Annotated in this window: 11 protein-coding genes; 1 reads left to right on the forward strand and 10 read right to left on the reverse strand. The window is 40.7% G+C overall.

The genetic code is table 11. The features are described 5' to 3' along the window. Positions 1 to 32: 32 nt before the first annotated feature. The 10 genes from DBR40_RS16080 to DBR40_RS16125 all read right to left on the reverse strand — a co-directional run bounded on the left by DBR40_RS16080 (position 33) and on the right by DBR40_RS16125 (position 14,590). Entirely contained in the window at positions 33 to 3,446 is a 3,414-nt protein-coding gene (locus DBR40_RS16080) for a DEAD/DEAH box helicase (protein WP_124560763.1), read from the reverse strand. Positions 3,447 to 3,639: 193 nt separating this feature from the next. After that, positions 3,640 to 4,671: a GntR family transcriptional regulator gene (locus DBR40_RS16085; RefSeq protein ID WP_124560764.1), complete on the reverse strand. Its 1,032-nt coding sequence runs from the start codon at positions 4,669 to 4,671 to the stop codon at positions 3,640 to 3,642. Positions 4,672 to 4,711: 40 nt separating this feature from the next. Then, a complete protein-coding gene (locus tag DBR40_RS16090; protein WP_124560765.1) occupies positions 4,712 to 6,097 on the reverse strand; it encodes an FGGY-family carbohydrate kinase in 1,386 nt (461 codons plus the stop codon). A 14-nt stretch (positions 6,098 to 6,111) separates the two neighbouring features. Then, the gene (locus DBR40_RS16095) at positions 6,112 to 7,392 is read right to left on the reverse strand and encodes a sugar isomerase (RefSeq protein WP_124560766.1); all 1,281 of its coding nucleotides are present in this window, start codon (positions 7,390 to 7,392) and stop codon (positions 6,112 to 6,114) included. 306 nt (positions 7,393 to 7,698) lie between these two features. Beyond that, complete coding sequence (locus tag DBR40_RS16100) at positions 7,699 to 9,819, reverse strand: bifunctional aldolase/short-chain dehydrogenase (RefSeq protein WP_124560767.1); 2,121 nt, start codon at positions 9,817 to 9,819, stop codon at positions 7,699 to 7,701. 30 nt (positions 9,820 to 9,849) lie between these two features. After that, the gene (gene rhaT, locus DBR40_RS16105) at positions 9,850 to 10,944 is read right to left on the reverse strand and encodes an L-rhamnose/proton symporter RhaT (protein WP_124560768.1); all 1,095 of its coding nucleotides are present in this window, start codon (positions 10,942 to 10,944) and stop codon (positions 9,850 to 9,852) included. A gap of 369 nt (positions 10,945 to 11,313) precedes the next feature. Next, positions 11,314 to 12,165, reverse strand: a complete 852-nt coding sequence (locus DBR40_RS16110) for an alpha/beta fold hydrolase (RefSeq protein WP_124560769.1) — start codon at positions 12,163 to 12,165, stop codon at positions 11,314 to 11,316. A gap of 3 nt (positions 12,166 to 12,168) precedes the next feature. Further along, the gene (locus DBR40_RS16115; RefSeq protein ID WP_124560770.1) at positions 12,169 to 12,639 is read right to left on the reverse strand and encodes a nucleoside triphosphate pyrophosphohydrolase family protein; all 471 of its coding nucleotides are present in this window, start codon (positions 12,637 to 12,639) and stop codon (positions 12,169 to 12,171) included. A 172-nt stretch (positions 12,640 to 12,811) separates the two neighbouring features. Next, positions 12,812 to 13,543 carry a LytR/AlgR family response regulator transcription factor gene (locus tag DBR40_RS16120; protein ID WP_124560771.1) on the reverse strand — a complete coding sequence of 244 codons (732 nt, stop codon included), beginning with the start codon at positions 13,541 to 13,543 and terminating at the stop codon, positions 12,812 to 12,814. A gap of 39 nt (positions 13,544 to 13,582) precedes the next feature. Continuing rightward, complete coding sequence (locus tag DBR40_RS16125; RefSeq protein WP_124560772.1) at positions 13,583 to 14,590, reverse strand: sensor histidine kinase; 1,008 nt, start codon at positions 14,588 to 14,590, stop codon at positions 13,583 to 13,585. A 208-nt stretch (positions 14,591 to 14,798) separates the two neighbouring features. On the opposite strand from DBR40_RS16125, the gene DBR40_RS16130 reads away from it, so the two are divergent. Beyond that, a complete protein-coding gene (locus DBR40_RS16130; protein ID WP_124560773.1) occupies positions 14,799 to 17,213 on the forward strand; it encodes an outer membrane beta-barrel family protein in 2,415 nt (804 codons plus the stop codon). Positions 17,214 to 17,274: the final 61 nt, after the last annotated feature.

Genomic DNA, 17,274 nt, shown 5'->3' on the forward strand with positions numbered 1-17,274 from the left:
TCCGGCAAAATTGCTATTAAAGTTGACAACTCTTACTCCAGCAATCCCAGCAGCTCTTTTTTGGTTAAATTCTTAAAAAAACTGCCTTCGGTTTGGATCAGGTTTTTAACCAGATCTTTTTTAGTAGCCTGCAGTTTCATGATTTTTTCTTCAATAGTATCGGGACAGATTAAGCGCACCGCCATTACGTTTTTATGCTGACCGATCCGGTAAGCGCGGTCTATGGCCTGGTTTTCTACTGCCGGGTTCCACCATGGATCGACCAGGTAAACATAATCAGCTTCGGTTAAATTCAGCCCTGTCCCTCCTGCCTTTAAGCTGATCAGGAAAACCGGAATATCCGGATCCTGCTGAAACGAAGTAACCACTTCCTCTCTGTTGCGCGTTTGGCCTGTTAAATATGCATAACCAATCCCACGATTTTCGAGTTGTTTCTTAATCAAATCGAGCATGGTTACAAACTGAGAGAAAACCAATATTTTATGTTTACCGGCTTTGCTTTCTATCTGTTCCATCAATACCTCAATTTTGGAAGAAGCCTGTAAATAAGATTTCCCATCGGCCAGCAAAGCTGCCGAGTTGCAAATTTGCCTTAGGGTGGTAATGCTTTTCAAAACATGCATGGAGCTTTTAGGCAAATCGTCTTCTTGTTTACCTAAAATAAAATCCTGAATTTCCTTTTTATTGGCTTCGTACACTTCGCGTTGCTCCTCCCCCATTTCGCAGTACAAGATAATTTCGATTTTATCTGGAAGTTCTTTAGCCACCTGTTCTTTCGTTCTGCGTAAAATAAATGGTCTCACCCTCCGCTGAAGTTCGTCGGCCCTGCGGCTATCCTTAAACTGATCAATGGGGGTAGAATATAAATCGGCAAACTGCTGTTTGCTGCCAAACAGGCCGGGGCAGGCGAAAGATAACTGCCCATACAAATCGAAAGTATTATTCTCTATCGGCGTACCGGTTACGGCTACTTTATTGCGCGATTGTAACATCCTAACAGCCTTGTAACGTTGCGATTCGGGATTTTTAATCAACTGAGACTCATCTAAAAAGATGTAATTGAAGCGGTAATCCTTCAAAAAGCGAACATCCGAAAGCAGGGTACCATAGGAGGTTAAAATGATTTCGTACTGATCAAAGTCATTAGTGGTTTTACTCCGTTCGCCAGCATAAATGGTTTTAACACGTATTGATGGCGCAAACTTTTCTACTTCGGCTTTCCAGTTAAAAATCAGCGATGCCGGAACCACGACCAGATTGACATTGTGTTTCACTTTTTCTCGCTGCGACAATATGAAGGCTAAAATCTGTATGGTTTTACCCAGCCCCATATCATCGGCCAGGCAGGAACCGAAATTAAAATCATCTAAAAAGTTGAGCCAGTTTAAGCCATCTTTCTGGTAATGGCGCAAGGTTGCCTGCAAAGTTGCCGGCACTTCTACCTCCTCAATCGAATTGGCCCCTTCAAATTTTTGCTTATAAAGTTTCAGTTCATTTTTAACTTCGCCATCCAGCAATGCATCCTCATACAGTTCATTAACCGTAGCGAATTTAATTTTCGGTGTCAGAATCGCTTCTTCCGTAATTTCGCCTGCATTAAAATAGGCAGCAAACTTTTCTACCCACTCTTGTGGCAAAATACCTTCGGTACCATCATCAAGCTTAACAAACCTGCTTTTATTGCGGATAGATTTGTGTAAATGCTTTAAAGGAACAATATGTTTAGCAAATTTTACTTCTACCTTGGTTTCAAACCAATCTAATCCGCTTATTACTTCAATGTTTATTTCGGGCTTAAACTCACTTAGCTTGTTATTTTTCAATTGATTAAAGCCCAAAATATGAATATCCTTGTTCCTCCAGATTTCAAAGGCATCTAAAAACCAGGCTTCTTCTAAAAACCGCTTTCGGTGCAGGTAAAAGGAATCGTATTTATTTTGATCAAGGAGGAAATCGTTTTCTATTTGTTCGTAAAAATAAGGGTGCGACCTGATGATGTTTGAAATGAACTGCAGCTCAGCTTTCTCATCGCGGTTAAGCTTAAAAACATTACCAAATTTATCCTGTGCCTGAATTTGCTTTTTCGATAAAACAGGAATTTCTAAATTTCCGTAACGCATCACGGGCGTAAGCAGGATAAAATCTTCGGATTCGGAAAGATAAATCAGTTGTTCGTTTTCAAGGTCGAAACCTTTTTCCTCAATCTGGCTTTTGCTTGCGGGTTTCAAATATGAATAATCGACATGAATACTGCCTTCAAGCTGGATCAGAATGGTTTTCTGAAATTCGGGATATTTGCTTTTGTGTAAGATTAACCGGTTGCTCTGCTTTTTAAAAAATCCGATTACCCTTAAAAAATCGAGCCGGCTAATGAGATAAAGCTGATTTTTAAGTTTTACAAAATACTGGTGAACCAATTGCAGGTTATCGAGTTCGTACGATTTCCCCTCGATGATTAAACGACCAGTGATTTCGTAATAATCCTCTCGCTGGTCTACCAAAAGCCTTAAATCGACATTTAACGGCTGAACATCAACTGCCAAAATAGAAGAAAGCTGAATAATCGATGATTGCTTAGCGTCTTGCAGGTAGACCGGAATTTGGGCGGGATTTTTAACGATTGCTTTTAATGCTTCAATTTCTACCTCGCTTTGATCGGTATTGTAGTTTTGCTGAAAAGTGTTGATTCCGCTAAAAAATTTCAATAGATCGGCATCTTCTGTTCTAAAAATTAAATCGGCCGGGTTAATACCTTTTAAAGGGTTTTTAACTTTTCCCGCTTTGGTTATAGCGGCCTCAAAAAGTTCGACGGTTAAATGGTTGTAATAACGATGCTGTCCAAGCACCAGGATCATTTTACTAAAATCTACCTTAGCCGCTGCCTTAACCTCTGGTTTAGCCTTGGGCAGTAGCAAGTCAGCAAGATTTTGCTGCGCTTCTTTGTTAAAAGGCTGCAGGGCTTCCATTTTAGGCTTAATTTCTACCTCGTCTTGATGATAAGTGAGGTTAAAAAGCAGATCGGGATTTTTCTCTTTTTCCAATCCATAATCGGCGGCTATCTTAACTAGCTTTTCCCTTCTCAGGTTAATATCAAAGAAAATACGCAGCTCTTTGCGCTGAAGAATATTGTATAAAACCTGTGCCTGGTGTGTGCAAAGTTTGTTTTTGGGCGTAATGCAGCGGCACGATAGTTTAACCGAATCTTCTTGCTGCTGAACCATAACCATGGGAAAGGGCTCAGCGGCTTCTGCATGACTAAACGCCGCAAAATCGATTTCGATCTGCTCAGGATACAACCGATAAAAACCTTTAACATCGGTATGTACCAGTCCGCCCAAATGTTTGAGGATAACAATCTCGCTAAGCGCTTTCAGGTTAAAATCCCTTAAAATATAATCGTAAGGGTTTTCTTCTGATCGCAGCTGTATTGTTACCGGTTCACTCATTTAACATTAAAAGGCTAAGCGATAAAAGTAATGATTATTCGGTTTGGGGTAAAGTAGGTTTAAGGGTTTTTATGCACAAACTATAATTTCCATTCAAAGGAAAATAAAATCGTCATGCTGAACTTGTTTCAGCATCCCTTAAATTTAGTTGAGAGACCCAGAAATAAATTCAGGGTGATGGACCAACTACATATTACAGCGATTTCCTCAAATTTAAATAAAAAGGAACCTCTACCCGCTCGGTTTTGCCGCTCAATACAAACTCTGCCGCTTGGGCGCCTAACTCGCTAAAATCAGTCGAAATGGTGGTTATTCCATCTAAAATGATTCTTTTTAAAGGTGTTTCGTTGTAAGAAATTACACCTACATCTTTACCAATTTTGAGCTTTTGTGCAATCAAACGCTCAATCAGCATCACCAGGTCATCTTCCATCAGGTTGATATACACCTCGCCAGGGTTAATTTCTTCATCTCTGATATTGTGGATGACTTTATGATCGAAAGCATACTGCTGACAGAAACGGTAAAAACCAGTTAATATTTCGTGCGGGAAATAGCTGTTTCGCGGAAAGATAATTTTTAAGGTGCGGTAGTTCGAAAGGCGGTCTAAAGCCTGCTCCAAGGCTGCGTAAATATCCTGTGCAAAGTTTTCGTAAGCCGCAGCATAATTGCCGGTTACCCCAGGCAAAAGTTTATCGAGGATAACCAGTTTCTCTTTGGGAATAGTATTGATAATTTCGTGTGCATTTTCCCCACCCTCTAAAAAATGTGGAATAATTACAAAGTGAGAATAATCATCGCGCTTGGCTACGATCATTTTTTTAAACAACGCGTAATCGTTGTTGTAGATGTAAAAATCGATAGCTGCCCTTTCGCCAATGGTTTTGGTAAAGGAATCGTAAATGATCTTTTTATGTGTACTGAGCTTATTGAACAGCAGACAGATTTTTAGCTTTCGCGAGAAATCGGTATTGATGATAAAATAACCCTTACCAGGAACCGAATCTACCACCCCCAGTTTACGCAAATTACGGTAGCCCTTTTCTGCAGTATCGCGCGACATTTCCAAACTAAAACTCAGCTCATTAATAGAAGGCAGCAAACTGTTTTTAAGCAGCTTACCACTTTCTATCGCCGCTAAAATGGCATTGGTTAGCTGTTTGTATTTGGGTGTCGACGAGTATTCATCAACATTCAGATAGGGTATTAGATCTTCTGGTTTCAAAATGGTTAGGGGTATTAGGATTCCCAATATAAGGAAATTCCTAAAAATCTAATGTACGTTGTATGGCCGAATAGTATTTTAACTGAATCATATCCGTTGGTGCCGGATTTTCATTCCAGGCATCGTTAATGGCCAAAGCAGTACCTATAGCCGTAGCCTGCGAAACGGAAGAGGCATACACTTCAATATCTGGAATAGCGGTAGCCAGCAAATGCATATAAATGGCATTTTTACCAAAGCCCCCATCCACAAAAACCCGTTTCACACCCGAATTGAGAATCAATTTTAACGAGTACAACTGCTGTTTCACCAAATCAAAAATAAGCTGATGATAAGCTTCTTCTGCCGTTTGGAAAAGATTCAGATCGCGATCAGGAAATGCCGAGTTTGCGAAAAAGCCTGTCTGTGCGTCCTTATTCTCGGGGATTTTATTGGCCAGTTTTAAAATCATAGCCGGATTAAACTTCAGGTGCTTAAACAGGTAAGCAGCCCTGTCGAAATGTTCGGCGATGCGCTTAAGCTGTACCTCATGCTCGTATCCTGCAAAAATGCGCGAAGCTTTAACGGCCTTACCTTTAAAGTGCATGTAACAGAGGCAATCCTGCTTCAGTTCTTCGGCAGTTAACGGATCCTGGTTAAAAGGGTTTAAACTGATACACCAGGTGCCGGTAGAAATGAGTACAAAAGGGGTATTGAAATTAGCCAGATAAGGAATCAGTGCGGCAGAACTATCATGCAGGCCTACACCAACTTTGATGCTGTTGCCTTCAAAATCGGTTTTCAGGCTCGAATCGGCCGGTGTAAAAGCCCCGAACTTATCGTCTATTTTCTCAGTTGATACCCAATTGTGGTACTGGTTTTTATTAAAATCCCACAGCTGGGTATGACAGCCAATGCTGGTAATATCGGCCACGGCTTTACCTGTAATTAAATAACTGAGGTATTGAGGCAGGTGTAGCGCCCATTTCACTTTGTCAAATATTTCTGGCTTTTCATGCTTCAGGCGGTACAGCTGCATGCCCGAGTTTAAGCTACCCAAAACCGGTGAGGCGGTTTCTAACGAAATCTTATCCTCACCTCCATAAGTGGCATAAAAGCTCTTTTTAAGTGCTTCGGGGTATGCTTTTAAATAATTGTACAGTGGTGTTAAAGGCTCACCATTTTCATCTAGGTACACAAAACTTGCACCGTAGGTAGAAAAATTAATGGCCTTAACATCAAACTCTTTTAACTGCAAAACCTGATGGAGGGAATCGTAAACAGATGAACGCAGGCTTTCTAGGTTTTCGCAGACTTCGCCATCTTCATCAACGGTTTCAACAAAACGGGCCGAACGTTCGTAAACGATCTGATAATTTTCATCAATCAGAAACAGTTTTTTATTCGTTTTCCCAACATCAAATATGGCAATAACAGGTTTTGGCATTTCTATTCTCCTCTTTACAAACCTGTAGCTACAGTTTTTCCACGGTGATTAACTAAATTATTTCTCACAGCTAAATCACGGTATAAACCAATTGGCGATAATGCCGCACCTGCCCTTAAGCGTGCTTCGGCAACAATTGCCCTTAAATCACTACGGAAAGTATGTTGTAAAATTTCCTGCGCCTTGGCTACATCGTTGTTATCCTGAGCAGCGTTTAACGCTTTTCTGTCAACCAAAAGTGCCTGTGCATAAGCAATCATAATGGCCTCGACCGATTGAAGCAGGTCTTCTAAAGGATCTTTCACATTGTGTGAAGCATCGATCATCCAGCCCAGATCTTTAGTATGGTTCATGCCTTTTGCATCCATTCCTTCAACCAGCTCATTAAAAATCAGAAACAACTGGTAAGGTTTAATACTTCCGGCGGTTAAATCGTCGTCGCCATATTTAGAATCGTTGAAATGGAAACCACCTAATTTTCCTTCCATTAGCAACAGGGCAACAATTTGCTCGATATTGGCATTAGGCAGGTGGTGACCTAAATCAACCAAAGTATAGGCCTTTTTACCGAGTTTACTTGCATACAGCAATGACTGGCCCCAATCGCCAACAGTGGTCGAATAAAAATTAGGCTCAAACGCTTTGTACTCCACAAACATTTTCCAATCATCGGGCAGTGCCGAATAAATTTCCTGCAAACTCTCTAAAGTATTTTCGAAAGCCTTACGGAAATTAAGCTGACCAGGGAAACAAGATCCATCGGCAAGCCAAACGGTTAAAGCATCAGATCCTAACGCAATACCATGTTTAATTACTTCTATATTATGCTCAATCGCCTGTTTGCGAATGGCTTTATTTACATTTTGTAACGAACCAAACTTATAACTGTGCGCCGAACCAGCCTGATCCTGAAAGGTATTGGAATTCATGGCATCGAACTTAAGGCCGTAACCTGCAGCCAGTTTTTTTAATTCTCCGGCATTCTGAGGAATATCCCACGGAATGTGAAGCGAAATAGCTCCGCTTGCACCATTTAGGGCATGTAACAAACCTACATCTTCAATTTTTTCTTCAATGGTGCGCGGCTCTCCACCAGTAATGGCAAAACGGCCAAAACGGGTTCCGCCTGTGCCCAATGCCCAGCTTGGAATAGCAATCTGAAAATCGACCAATTTCTGGATTACGCTTTCCAGATCAATGTGTGCCCAATCTTCTTTTAAGAAAGCAAGCTTACGCTGATGTGGAGTTAACAAAGAGTCATTGTGTTTTTCTATTTGGTTCTGCTCGATATTCATGAGAATATTTGGTTTTTGTTAGGTTAATTATTGTGGCGATACAATCGCCCTTCCCGTTCATCTCCGTTGTAAACGAGGACGATTATAAAAAAATTAAAGTCATTTTCGGTCCGTGCCAGGCACAGACCGATGAAACAACTTACTAAAACTGAATTTAAAACTTATCGCCGTGGTTTGTGTCTACACAGACCACATTTATTAACCACAGGTGCATACAGATAAATACAGATTGTATTCCTATGGCCGTGGTTTGTGTCCCCACAAACCACATTTTTTAGTACAAATTCCATCTGTGGTTACATTTTACTATCTCACAAATGCCATGGCTACGCCGCCATCTACATTAAGTACGTTACCAGTTGATTTTTGCAACAAGCCACCAACAAAGGCAAAGCAAGCATTGGCAATATCATCTGGTAATATAATCTGGTTTAACAAAGTACGTTTTGCATAATAAGCTGGCAACTCAGCCACGGTAATGCCATAAGCTTTCGCTCTGCCTTCTGCCCATCCCCCAGCCCAGATATTGCTATCGCTGATTACCGCATCAGGGTTAACCACATTTACACGGATACTATCGGCGCCCAGCTCAGCAGCATTTAACCGGCTTAAGTGTAATTGAGCCGCTTTCGCACTGCCATAACCTGCATTATTTGGTCCGCTAACTAAAGCATTCTTACTTACAATATTAATGATATCGCCGCCGATATTTTGCTTTTGCATCGTATTTGTTGCAGCCTGGGTAATAAAAAACTGCCCTTTTACCAAAACATCATATAAAAGGTCCCAATCTTTTTCGGTATGATCGGCAATGGTTTTAGAAATAGATAAACCTGCGTTGTTTACAATAATATCTACCCCACCAAAAGCCAGTGCAGCAGCATCGAAAGCATTTTTAATATCTTCTTCGCTGGTTACATTTAAAATAGCGGTGCTGTACGAATCTTTACCAAATTGGGCAGCAAATTCGTTACCTGCTTCCTCCAAACGCTCGGCGTTCATGTCGTTCAAAATCACTACACCACCTTCTGCCACAAACTTTTTAGCAATAGCTTTTCCAATTCCGCCAGCACTGCCTGTAATTAGGGCAATTTTACCGGTAAGCGGTTTGGGTTTAGGCATACGCTGTAATTTTGCTTCTTCCAGCAACCAGTATTCGATGTTAAAAGCTTCCTGATGTGGTAAAGAGGTATATTCAGAAACAGCTTCCGCCCCTTTCATTACGTTAATGGCATTGATGTAAAATTCTGCCGCCACCCTTGCTGTTTGTTTATCTTTCGAGAAAGTAAACATACCAATACCGGGGTATAAAATTACTACCGGGTTGGTATCGCGAATGGCCGGACTGTTTGGATGTTTACAGGTTTCATAATAATCGGTATACATCGCTCTGTAAGCTTCAAAAGCAGGCTCAAGCGTCTCTTTCAATGCTTTAACATCCGATAAATCGGCATCGCTGGCTAAATCTAAAACCAGCGGACTGATTTTGGTGCGTAAAAAGTGATCGGGGCAGCTGGTTCCCATTGGTGCTAAACGGCTAAGATCGTTTGAATTGATGAACTCCAATACACGTGAATCATCGGTAAAATGACCAATCATGTGTTGTTTTGAAGAGCACAAGCCTCGTAAAACCGGCGCTAAGGCAGCTGCTTGTTTTTTACGTTTATCTGCTTCGGCACTTTCTATTTTTTGTCCGCCAAAAACAGGGCCTTTTTTACCGTAGTTCTGGTTAAGGTAATCTGAACAGATTTCGATTACTTCTAAAGTATTCAGATAACTTTCGTAAGCGGTATCGCCCCAGGTAAATAACCCATGCGAACCCAACATAATACCGCGGATACCCGGATTTTCATCTAAACACTGCTTTAACTGTAAGCCAAGCTCAAAACCTGGTTTTTTCCACTCTACCCAACCAATGGTACCGTTAAACAGCTCCTGGGTAATGCGTTTACCATCTTTTGCTGCTGCAATTGCAATGGCTGCATCAGGGTGAAGGTGATCGATATGCTTAAACGGCAGGAAACCGTGTAATGGCGTATCGATTGATGGTGCTTTTGAACTTAAATCGAAAATGCAGTGGTTAAACAGTTCAACCATTTCATCTTCGTAAGCTACCCCACGGTAAATATTTTTCAAGCTGCGCAAACGGTCTACATATAAAGCGGCCAAACCACTTTTCTTTAAGGTACCTAAATCGCCACCCGAACCCTTTACCCACATTACTTCTGTTTCCAGTCCGGTTAAAGGATCTTTTTCCAACAGTTTACAAGAAGTGTTACCGCCTCCATAATTGGTGAGGCGTAAATCAGCTCCCAATAAATTTGAGCGGTAGATTAACAAAGCAACTTCATCACCAGCAAGTTTTGCGGCTTCCTCTTCATCCCACAGATAGCTTACATGCTTATAACTTTTCGTATCGATTGACATTATAATATTCTATTTAAATTTTTCTATTGATTAACCTTTAATTTTGTTACCATACCCCACAATGAGTACCGAAATAATGATGGTTAAAATCCCCACCAAAACCGTTACCAGTGTTTTACGCGATACACCTTTCCATTCTTTTAAGACCAGCCCCCAAACATTTGCAATTAAGATGATAAAGGCCATGTGCAGAATCCACGAACTTGCACCATTACCCATTTTACTTTCGCCCATTCCGTAAAAGAAGAATTGCAGAAACCAGGTGGTACCGGCCAGGGCTGAGAAAATATAATTTTTTAGCAGTGGGGTTGTTTTATTGGTATAATCGCCAAATGATTTGTTGCGCGCATTAAGTAGCATACACCAGATAAAGTTGGTAGTAAGTCCACCCCAAAGTACAATTACATAAGTAACGTTGTTTTGATAAAGAAAATTACCGGTTTCAGCTGGATTAGCGGCTTTCCAGATGGCGTTTGCTGCATCGGCCATAGGTTTACCGGCTTCGATACCAAAATTGAAACAGGCGCTTAACACCCCTGATACGATGCCTACAAATAAACCCAGACCAAATTTATATTCTGTTTTTACCTCCATCCCATGCGGATCGGTAATGTCGGTTTTCATCTCTTTTTCCTTCATCATACCGGCCCTGCCACAGATTACAATGCCCAGCACACATACCAGTAGCCCAAGTAAAACCATGCGGCCCCAATCGGTTTGCAGAAACATGGTGAAAGTATCTTTACCTGCCTGTGGGAAAAAATCGAAGTAAATTGAAGGCAGAATTGAGCCCAATACCATACAGAGCCCCAAAATAATGCTGCTGCCTAACGATACGCCAAGGTAACGAACGCCTAAACCGTAAGTAAGGCCACCAATGCCCCAAAGCACACCGAAAAAATAGGTCAGCCATAAAATGCTGCCATTGGTACTGCTAATAATGGCGGTAAAATTTGGGATGGTTAAATAAGCGGCAAGTGGTGGAACAATAAGCCAGGAGAATATCCCGCCTACGATCCAATAGCTTTCCCAGGCCCAACCTTTAACCTTTTTATATGGTATGTAAAAACTTCCGGAGGCGAAACCACCGAAGAAATGAAAAATAACGCCTAAAATTGCCTGCATGCTGTTAATTAATATTTGGTTGCCCTAAAATATAATTTACAGTAATTTTAACTGTTATGCACTGTTATGGATGCCTGTATTTATGCACAAAATTTAAGAAATGACCATTTTGGACGCAAGCTAATAATGTAGAGGTAAATGTTACCAGCTGGTTTTCACTACCTCAAACACCTTAGAACTTAGATCTGAGAACGGATTTTAGATGCCCTTAGGTGTCTAAGGTGGTAAATTAATAGTCTCCTAACCATTACCGCTGACACAAAAAAGAAGAAATTAAATTAGATAGTCACTATTTCACGCAATTCCAAAGATGATTACTTTGAAACCTTCCCACCATGGGTAGCGCTAAATCATTGTAAAAACAGAAAATTAGCTCTGTATTTGAATCCGCTGTGCAATATCCTCAATTACATCAACCGACTTAAGGATTTTATAGTGCCCAACATGTTCGAATGACTGAGCTACAATTGCAGGGTTTTGAATTAAAAACTCCTGCAAAAAAGAATAGGGTGAAATATGGTCTTCGGGATCGAAAGCCAGGAAATGATTGGTATCGTTTTTTAACTGGTATAAACTGGTTAGGTTAAAATAACTTGCCGGAACCGGGAACTCTTGTTCAAAATTGGTGAAGAAAACTTCCTGGTCTTTGCTGGTAATGCTAACTGAATCGAGACTTTGTTCAAAATTCTCTTTGAGCCTGATTAAAGGTGCAATACTAATCAGTAGTTCTGGTTGTATACCCAACTCCTGCAGGGCAATAACATTGGCCATTCCGCCCAGTGAGTGACCAATGAGTATATCAGGCTGTGCATAATTGAGCGCTATCGATTTAACCGAATCGGCATAAAGCATCAGGTTCGAAAATTCAGAAACAGAACTTCCGTTTCCGGGTGCATCAAAAGCGATTATCTCCAGATCGTCGTTTTTTAACAGCTCGACAATAAGTTCGTAGAAATCCAATGCCTTAGAAGCCCAGCCATGGGTAAGCAATACTTTCCGTTTGCCCTTACCCCAGCTAAAACAGTTGATACTGATTTCGGAACGGGTAAAATAGGTGTCGAAAACCGGTAGACTAAATTGTTTTGATTCCGCTATCAGCTGTTCCTGGTGCAGGCGTAACGGCATTTTAGGTGAATAAAAAATAAACTCGCGCATTAAAGCCTCATCGGGTTTATCCGGCTGCTGCTTCAAATCACCAATTAATTGCTTTAGCCTTTTCAATGATTAGTAAATTAAATGCGATTTTAAATCTGCCGGAGAATAATTGATCGATTTCAAAGTCTTGTCGTCCGATTTGCGGAATACCAGAAACAGTCCATCGATTTCTTTGTAGTAAGACTCTGTTCCGTCCTTATCTAAGTAGAACTGAATGGTATTTTCGGCCTCTTCTACAGTTTTGCAGGCCTTGCTCATGTTAGAGCGATGCACCTCATCAAATAAAGTTTTAAATTTTCCGCCCAGGCCAAATTCGTGTATAGCACCGGCCAAAACATACTGTAAATCGCACAGTGCATCGGCAACTTCTACCAGATCATCGTTTTCTACTGCTTCCTGTAATTCTTTCAGCTCCTCGGTCAAAAGCGAAATACGCAGGTTAGCTCTTTGCTTAGATGGAATAACCGGGTTTTCGAGAATAGGGTGTTTAAAAGTAGTGTGGAATTCGGCAACCTGGTTAAGTGAATTGGTTTCTTGCATGCTCATGTTCAATTTAATCTTTATGCAACAAACTTAAAAAAAACGGGAGAAATATTTGGGAGATTTTATGCACACTTGGGAGGCTAGTGTTGGTTAATCGGTTAATTATTGAAAATGGTTAACTGTAAACGCATCCAAACAATTAACCAGTTAACCAATTTATACAGTTAACCTATCCTTGCTTCTTCCCTTCTCTTACCACCTTAAAAAACTCTTCTTTATAAGTTTCGCCAACGGGAATGGCCTCATCGTTAATAAAAACGGTATTGCCATCGATCATTTTAATCTTCTCGATAGAAATGATGTACGATTTATGGATCCGGTAAAAAGGTGGTTTTGGCAATTGCGTTTCCAGCTCGCGTAGGGCCTGATAGGTGATGATCCGCTGAGTAGCAGTGTACACCGAAACATAGTTTTTAAGCCCTTCTATGTATAAAATATCGTCGTAATTTACTTTGATGAATTTATTTTTGGTATCTCCTTTTATAAAAATAAAGTCGTTGCCTGGTGCAGGCTGCTGAGTCACTTCGGGCTGTGCTGCAGGTACAGGAGCTAAGATTTGCTGTGCCTTTTGGGCTGCTTTATAAAACCGCTCGTAAGAGATGGGCTTTAACAGGTAATCTACCACATCGAGTTCAAAGCCCTCCAATGCATATTCGGGATAAGCAGTAGTTAAAATTACCTTGCATTTGCCTCCACATATTTTTAAAAACTGGATGCCGGTTAATTCTGGCATCTGGATATCCAGAAACACCAAGTCAACTTTTCCTTCCTGTACCATATTTAAGGCCTCAAAGGCATTTGTCGTGGTACCTACCAGTTCGAGAAAAGGCGTTTTATTAATAAAAGCCGAAATAATATCGGAAGCATAAGATTCATCATCAACAGCGAGGCAACGGATCATAATTAAGATTTTGAAGGTAATTCGGGTTTAAAGGTAAAGCTACAAATTTAAAATCAACGTACTTTTATAGGTATTGCCGTTGTTAGAAACCAACAGTTCGTGCTTATCAGGATAAATCAGATCCAGCCTACGGTGTACGTTTACCATACCTACCCCACTGCTGTGGTCTTTTTGTGCGTGACTGATCTTATTGCTGACCTCAAAACTCAGTCGTTTCTGCTGTACTTTAAGCTTAATGCGTACCGGTTGTGCTTCATCGTTTACCGCGCCGTGCTTAAATGCATTTTCGACAAAGGGAATCAGTATCAGTGCAGCAATTTTCTGGTCGCCAATGCCCTCAGTTGTAAACGTAACATAAAAATTAGGCTCGAAACGCATCTTGAACAGCTCTACATAACTCTCTAAGTAGCCTACTTCTTTATCCAAACTCACTTTGCCATCCGGGCTATCGTTTAAAGTATAGCGCATCAAATCAGATAGTCGCAAAACCGCATTAGCCAGTTTATCCGAAACAGGAATGGCCAGCGAATACACATAATTTAAGGTATTGTACAAAAAATGTGGGTTAATCTGCGATTTTAAAAAAGATAGTTCTGCTTTTACCACTTCGTCTTTGAGTTTAAGGTTCATCCGTTCGGCCAAAAAGCTTTTTTCTATCCCATAAACCGCAGCAGGAACTACAATAAAGGCTAAACTCCAACAAATGTTATCAGAAATATAGTGCCAGGCCGTTGTACCTTCGGCATAGTTATGAAAACCGAACCATTTTAAATACAAAACCTCTTCAATCAGGTATCTGGAAGCGATAAAAATTGCAATAGTCAGGACGATCCCCCCAATTAGAAACGGGGTTTTACCCTTTTTTAAAAAACGGGGATATACCCACAGGTAACAGATATAGAACTCCATAATTTGAATAAAATTCATGGAAATGGTAAAGGCCGATGCCCTTAAAGTAGTGCCTTCTATCAGTGAACCACCGTAAAAATAACCCAGAACCAGTACCCAGCAAAGTATATGTAGTGCAACCGTTTTTAATGTTTTCATGCCCTAAAACTATACAAAGCTTTTTTAACGGCCTATTTTCTTATGCCAAACCTATAAATAATTATCCCAACCCCTCCTTTTTTAGTACGAAAGGCATTTAAAGTCTCAAAGCCGGTTGGGATAATATTTTGAGGGGTTGGGATGATTTAATTTTCAGGCTCCTGCGGCCGCTGCATCTTTGGATCAATCAATTATAAAACAACAACCCATGAACCGCTTATTTAAGACTGCTCTTTTTATATTATTTATTTCAGGCATTCAAACTGCCCTGGCGCAAACTACCAAGGTATCGGGAACAATCACCGATAAAAGCAACAAAGCTTTAGATTATGCATCAGTAGCACTGATCCACTTGCCCGATTCGGCTTCGGTTGCTTTACAGGCTACCAACCAGCAAGGCGTATACGCGTTTAATGATGTTAAGGCAGGCCGGTATTTAATCAAAGCATTGATGATGGGTTATGATAAAAATCAATCGGCAAGTTTTGAGGTAAAAGCAACCACTGTAAAAGTACCGGTGATTGTATTAACTGACCACTCGCAAAACTTAAAAGAAGTAAACATTGTATCCAAAATGCCGGTTATCGATCAAAAAGCCGACCGGGTAATTGTAAATGTAGAACAGATGAATACCGCGGGCGATAATGCTCTTGAAGTCATTAGCCGGTCGCCGGGTGTAAAGCTTGATAAGGACGATAATATTGTGTTAAAAGGTAAAAGCGGCATCAATGTGATGATTGATGGTAAAATGAGCTACATGAGCGGCCAGGAGTTAACCACTTACCTGAAATCGCTGCCTGGTTCGGTACTGAGTAAAATCGAGCTGATTTCTAACCCTCCTGCTTCTTTTGATGCAGCTGGCACCGCCGGGATTATCAACATTAAACTGAAAAGGAACAAAATGCAGGGTTTTAATGGCAACATGAACCTGGGCGGGGGTTATGGTCGTTACGAAAAGGTTTACGGAGGAACCAACCTCAACTACAATATTGGTAAGGTGAGTACCTATCTCCGTTTAAATGCTGGCCATTACAATTCTTACAACCGCTTAACCCTAAACCGCAGCATTGGCGAAGAACAATATAACCAGCTTAATTTCTGGCATCCGGTTACCAATAGCCTCAACTACTCTACCGGAGCCGATTATTTTATGAACGAGAAGCATACTTTAGGTATAATGGTAAAAGGCTTTACTGCTCCTGAAGAAACCAAAGTAAACAGCAACTCGATTAATTACAATGCTGCAGGCACAAAAATGGGTGCAACATCGATGTTTAATCCGCAATCCAATACAGAGAAAAACCATGCTTTTAACATCAATTACCGCTATAAAACCGATAGTTTAGGCGGCGAGCTGGGCTTTGATGCTGATTACGTGCGTTACGATAACAGCAAAAACGAAACCTTTACCAACACCTACCTCGATGCAAGCGATAATGTGATTGGCAATCCTATCGATTTACGCAATATGGGAATGGGCAACGTAGCCATCTATTCGGTAAAGGCCGACTATACTTTAAACTTTAATAAAACATTTAAAATGGAAACCGGCTGGAAAAGCAGCTGGGTAAAATCGCAGAGCGATGTGCGTTTCGATTCGTTAAAAACGGCGGGATGGATTAATGATGCTCGACGTACAAACCAGTTTTTATATCACGAAAACATCAATGCCGTCTACCTTTCATTGGATCAGAGTTTCAAAAATATACAAATCAAGGCAGGTCTTCGGGCCGAACAAACGCTGGGAAATGGTAGCTCATCGGGTACCAATACGCTAATCGACAGAAAATACTGGAAGCTTTTTCCAACCGTTTTTGTTTCATTAAAAATTGATTCGAACAACCTGCTTACCGCGGCTTACCGAAAAAGCATTAACCGCCCTTCGTACAGCAGCTTAAATCCCTTTACTTTCTATAGCGATCCTTACACCGCATTACAAGGGAACCCTTTGTTACAACCTTCTTTTGCAAACAGTTTCGAATTGAATTATTCGATCAAAAATTTCAGGGTGTTAACTTTAAGCTATTCGGTTAACAATGGTTCGATGTGGGAAGTGGTGTATCAGAACGATGCTACTAAAGAAAGTATATCGAGACCCGAAAACCTGAACCGCACTACCAATTTTTACATGGCCACGGGTAGTCCGGTTGATATAACCAAATGGTGGAACAACAATACCGAGGTTTCGGCTGGATTTAACCGCACACAATCGGCAGTGCAGGGAAATGGCTTTAATGCTTTTTCGTGGAACTGGTCGGTAATGATGGATAACACCATTACTTTACCTAAAAACTATAGCTTAACTACTTATGCCTATTACGATTCGCCCTCGGTTTCGGGTTTGTTTCAGAGTTTAGGTAGTTACCAGTTAAATATTGGTGCTAAAAAAACATTCTGGAAAAAGAATGCAACACTTGCTTTAAAGGTTAATGATATTTTTAATACGAATTCTTTTAGGGCAAACCTGGAATACAACAACATTAAAACTTACTGGAGAAATGAATGGGAAAGCCGTAGAGTAAACTTAAGTTTCACTTATAAGTTCGGCAATATGAAAATAAAAACTGCCCGTAGCAGAAGTACAGGTACCAGCGAAGAGGAAAACAGGGTGGGCAAAAATTAAAGGTGTGTATTGGTTAATTGTTGGATTGTTTGGATAAACTTACGGTTAACCAGTTTCAACA

The sequence above is a fragment of the Pedobacter sp. KBW01 genome (assembly GCF_003852395.1).
Lineage (GTDB): Bacteria > Bacteroidota > Bacteroidia > Sphingobacteriales > Sphingobacteriaceae > Pedobacter.

Coding starts and splice junctions, on each gene's coding strand:
- DBR40_RS16080 (WP_124560763.1), bottom strand. CDS start 3,446: ATGAGTGAACCGGTAACAATACAGCTGCGATCAGAAGAAAACCCTTAC.
- DBR40_RS16090 (WP_124560765.1), bottom strand. CDS start 6,097: ATGCCAAAACCTGTTATTGCCATATTTGATGTTGGGAAAACGAATAAA.
- DBR40_RS16095 (WP_124560766.1), bottom strand. CDS start 7,392: ATGAATATCGAGCAGAACCAAATAGAAAAACACAATGACTCTTTGTTA.
- DBR40_RS16100 (WP_124560767.1), bottom strand. CDS start 9,819: ATGTCAATCGATACGAAAAGTTATAAGCATGTAAGCTATCTGTGGGAT.
- rhaT (WP_124560768.1), bottom strand. CDS start 10,944: ATGCAGGCAATTTTAGGCGTTATTTTTCATTTCTTCGGTGGTTTCGCC.
- DBR40_RS16115 (WP_124560770.1), bottom strand. CDS start 12,639: ATGCAAGAAACCAATTCACTTAACCAGGTTGCCGAATTCCACACTACT.
- DBR40_RS16120 (WP_124560771.1), bottom strand. CDS start 13,543: ATGATCCGTTGCCTCGCTGTTGATGATGAATCTTATGCTTCCGATATT.
- DBR40_RS16125 (WP_124560772.1), bottom strand. CDS start 14,590: ATGAAAACATTAAAAACGGTTGCACTACATATACTTTGCTGGGTACTG.
- DBR40_RS16130 (WP_124560773.1), top strand. CDS start 14,799: ATGAACCGCTTATTTAAGACTGCTCTTTTTATATTATTTATTTCAGGC.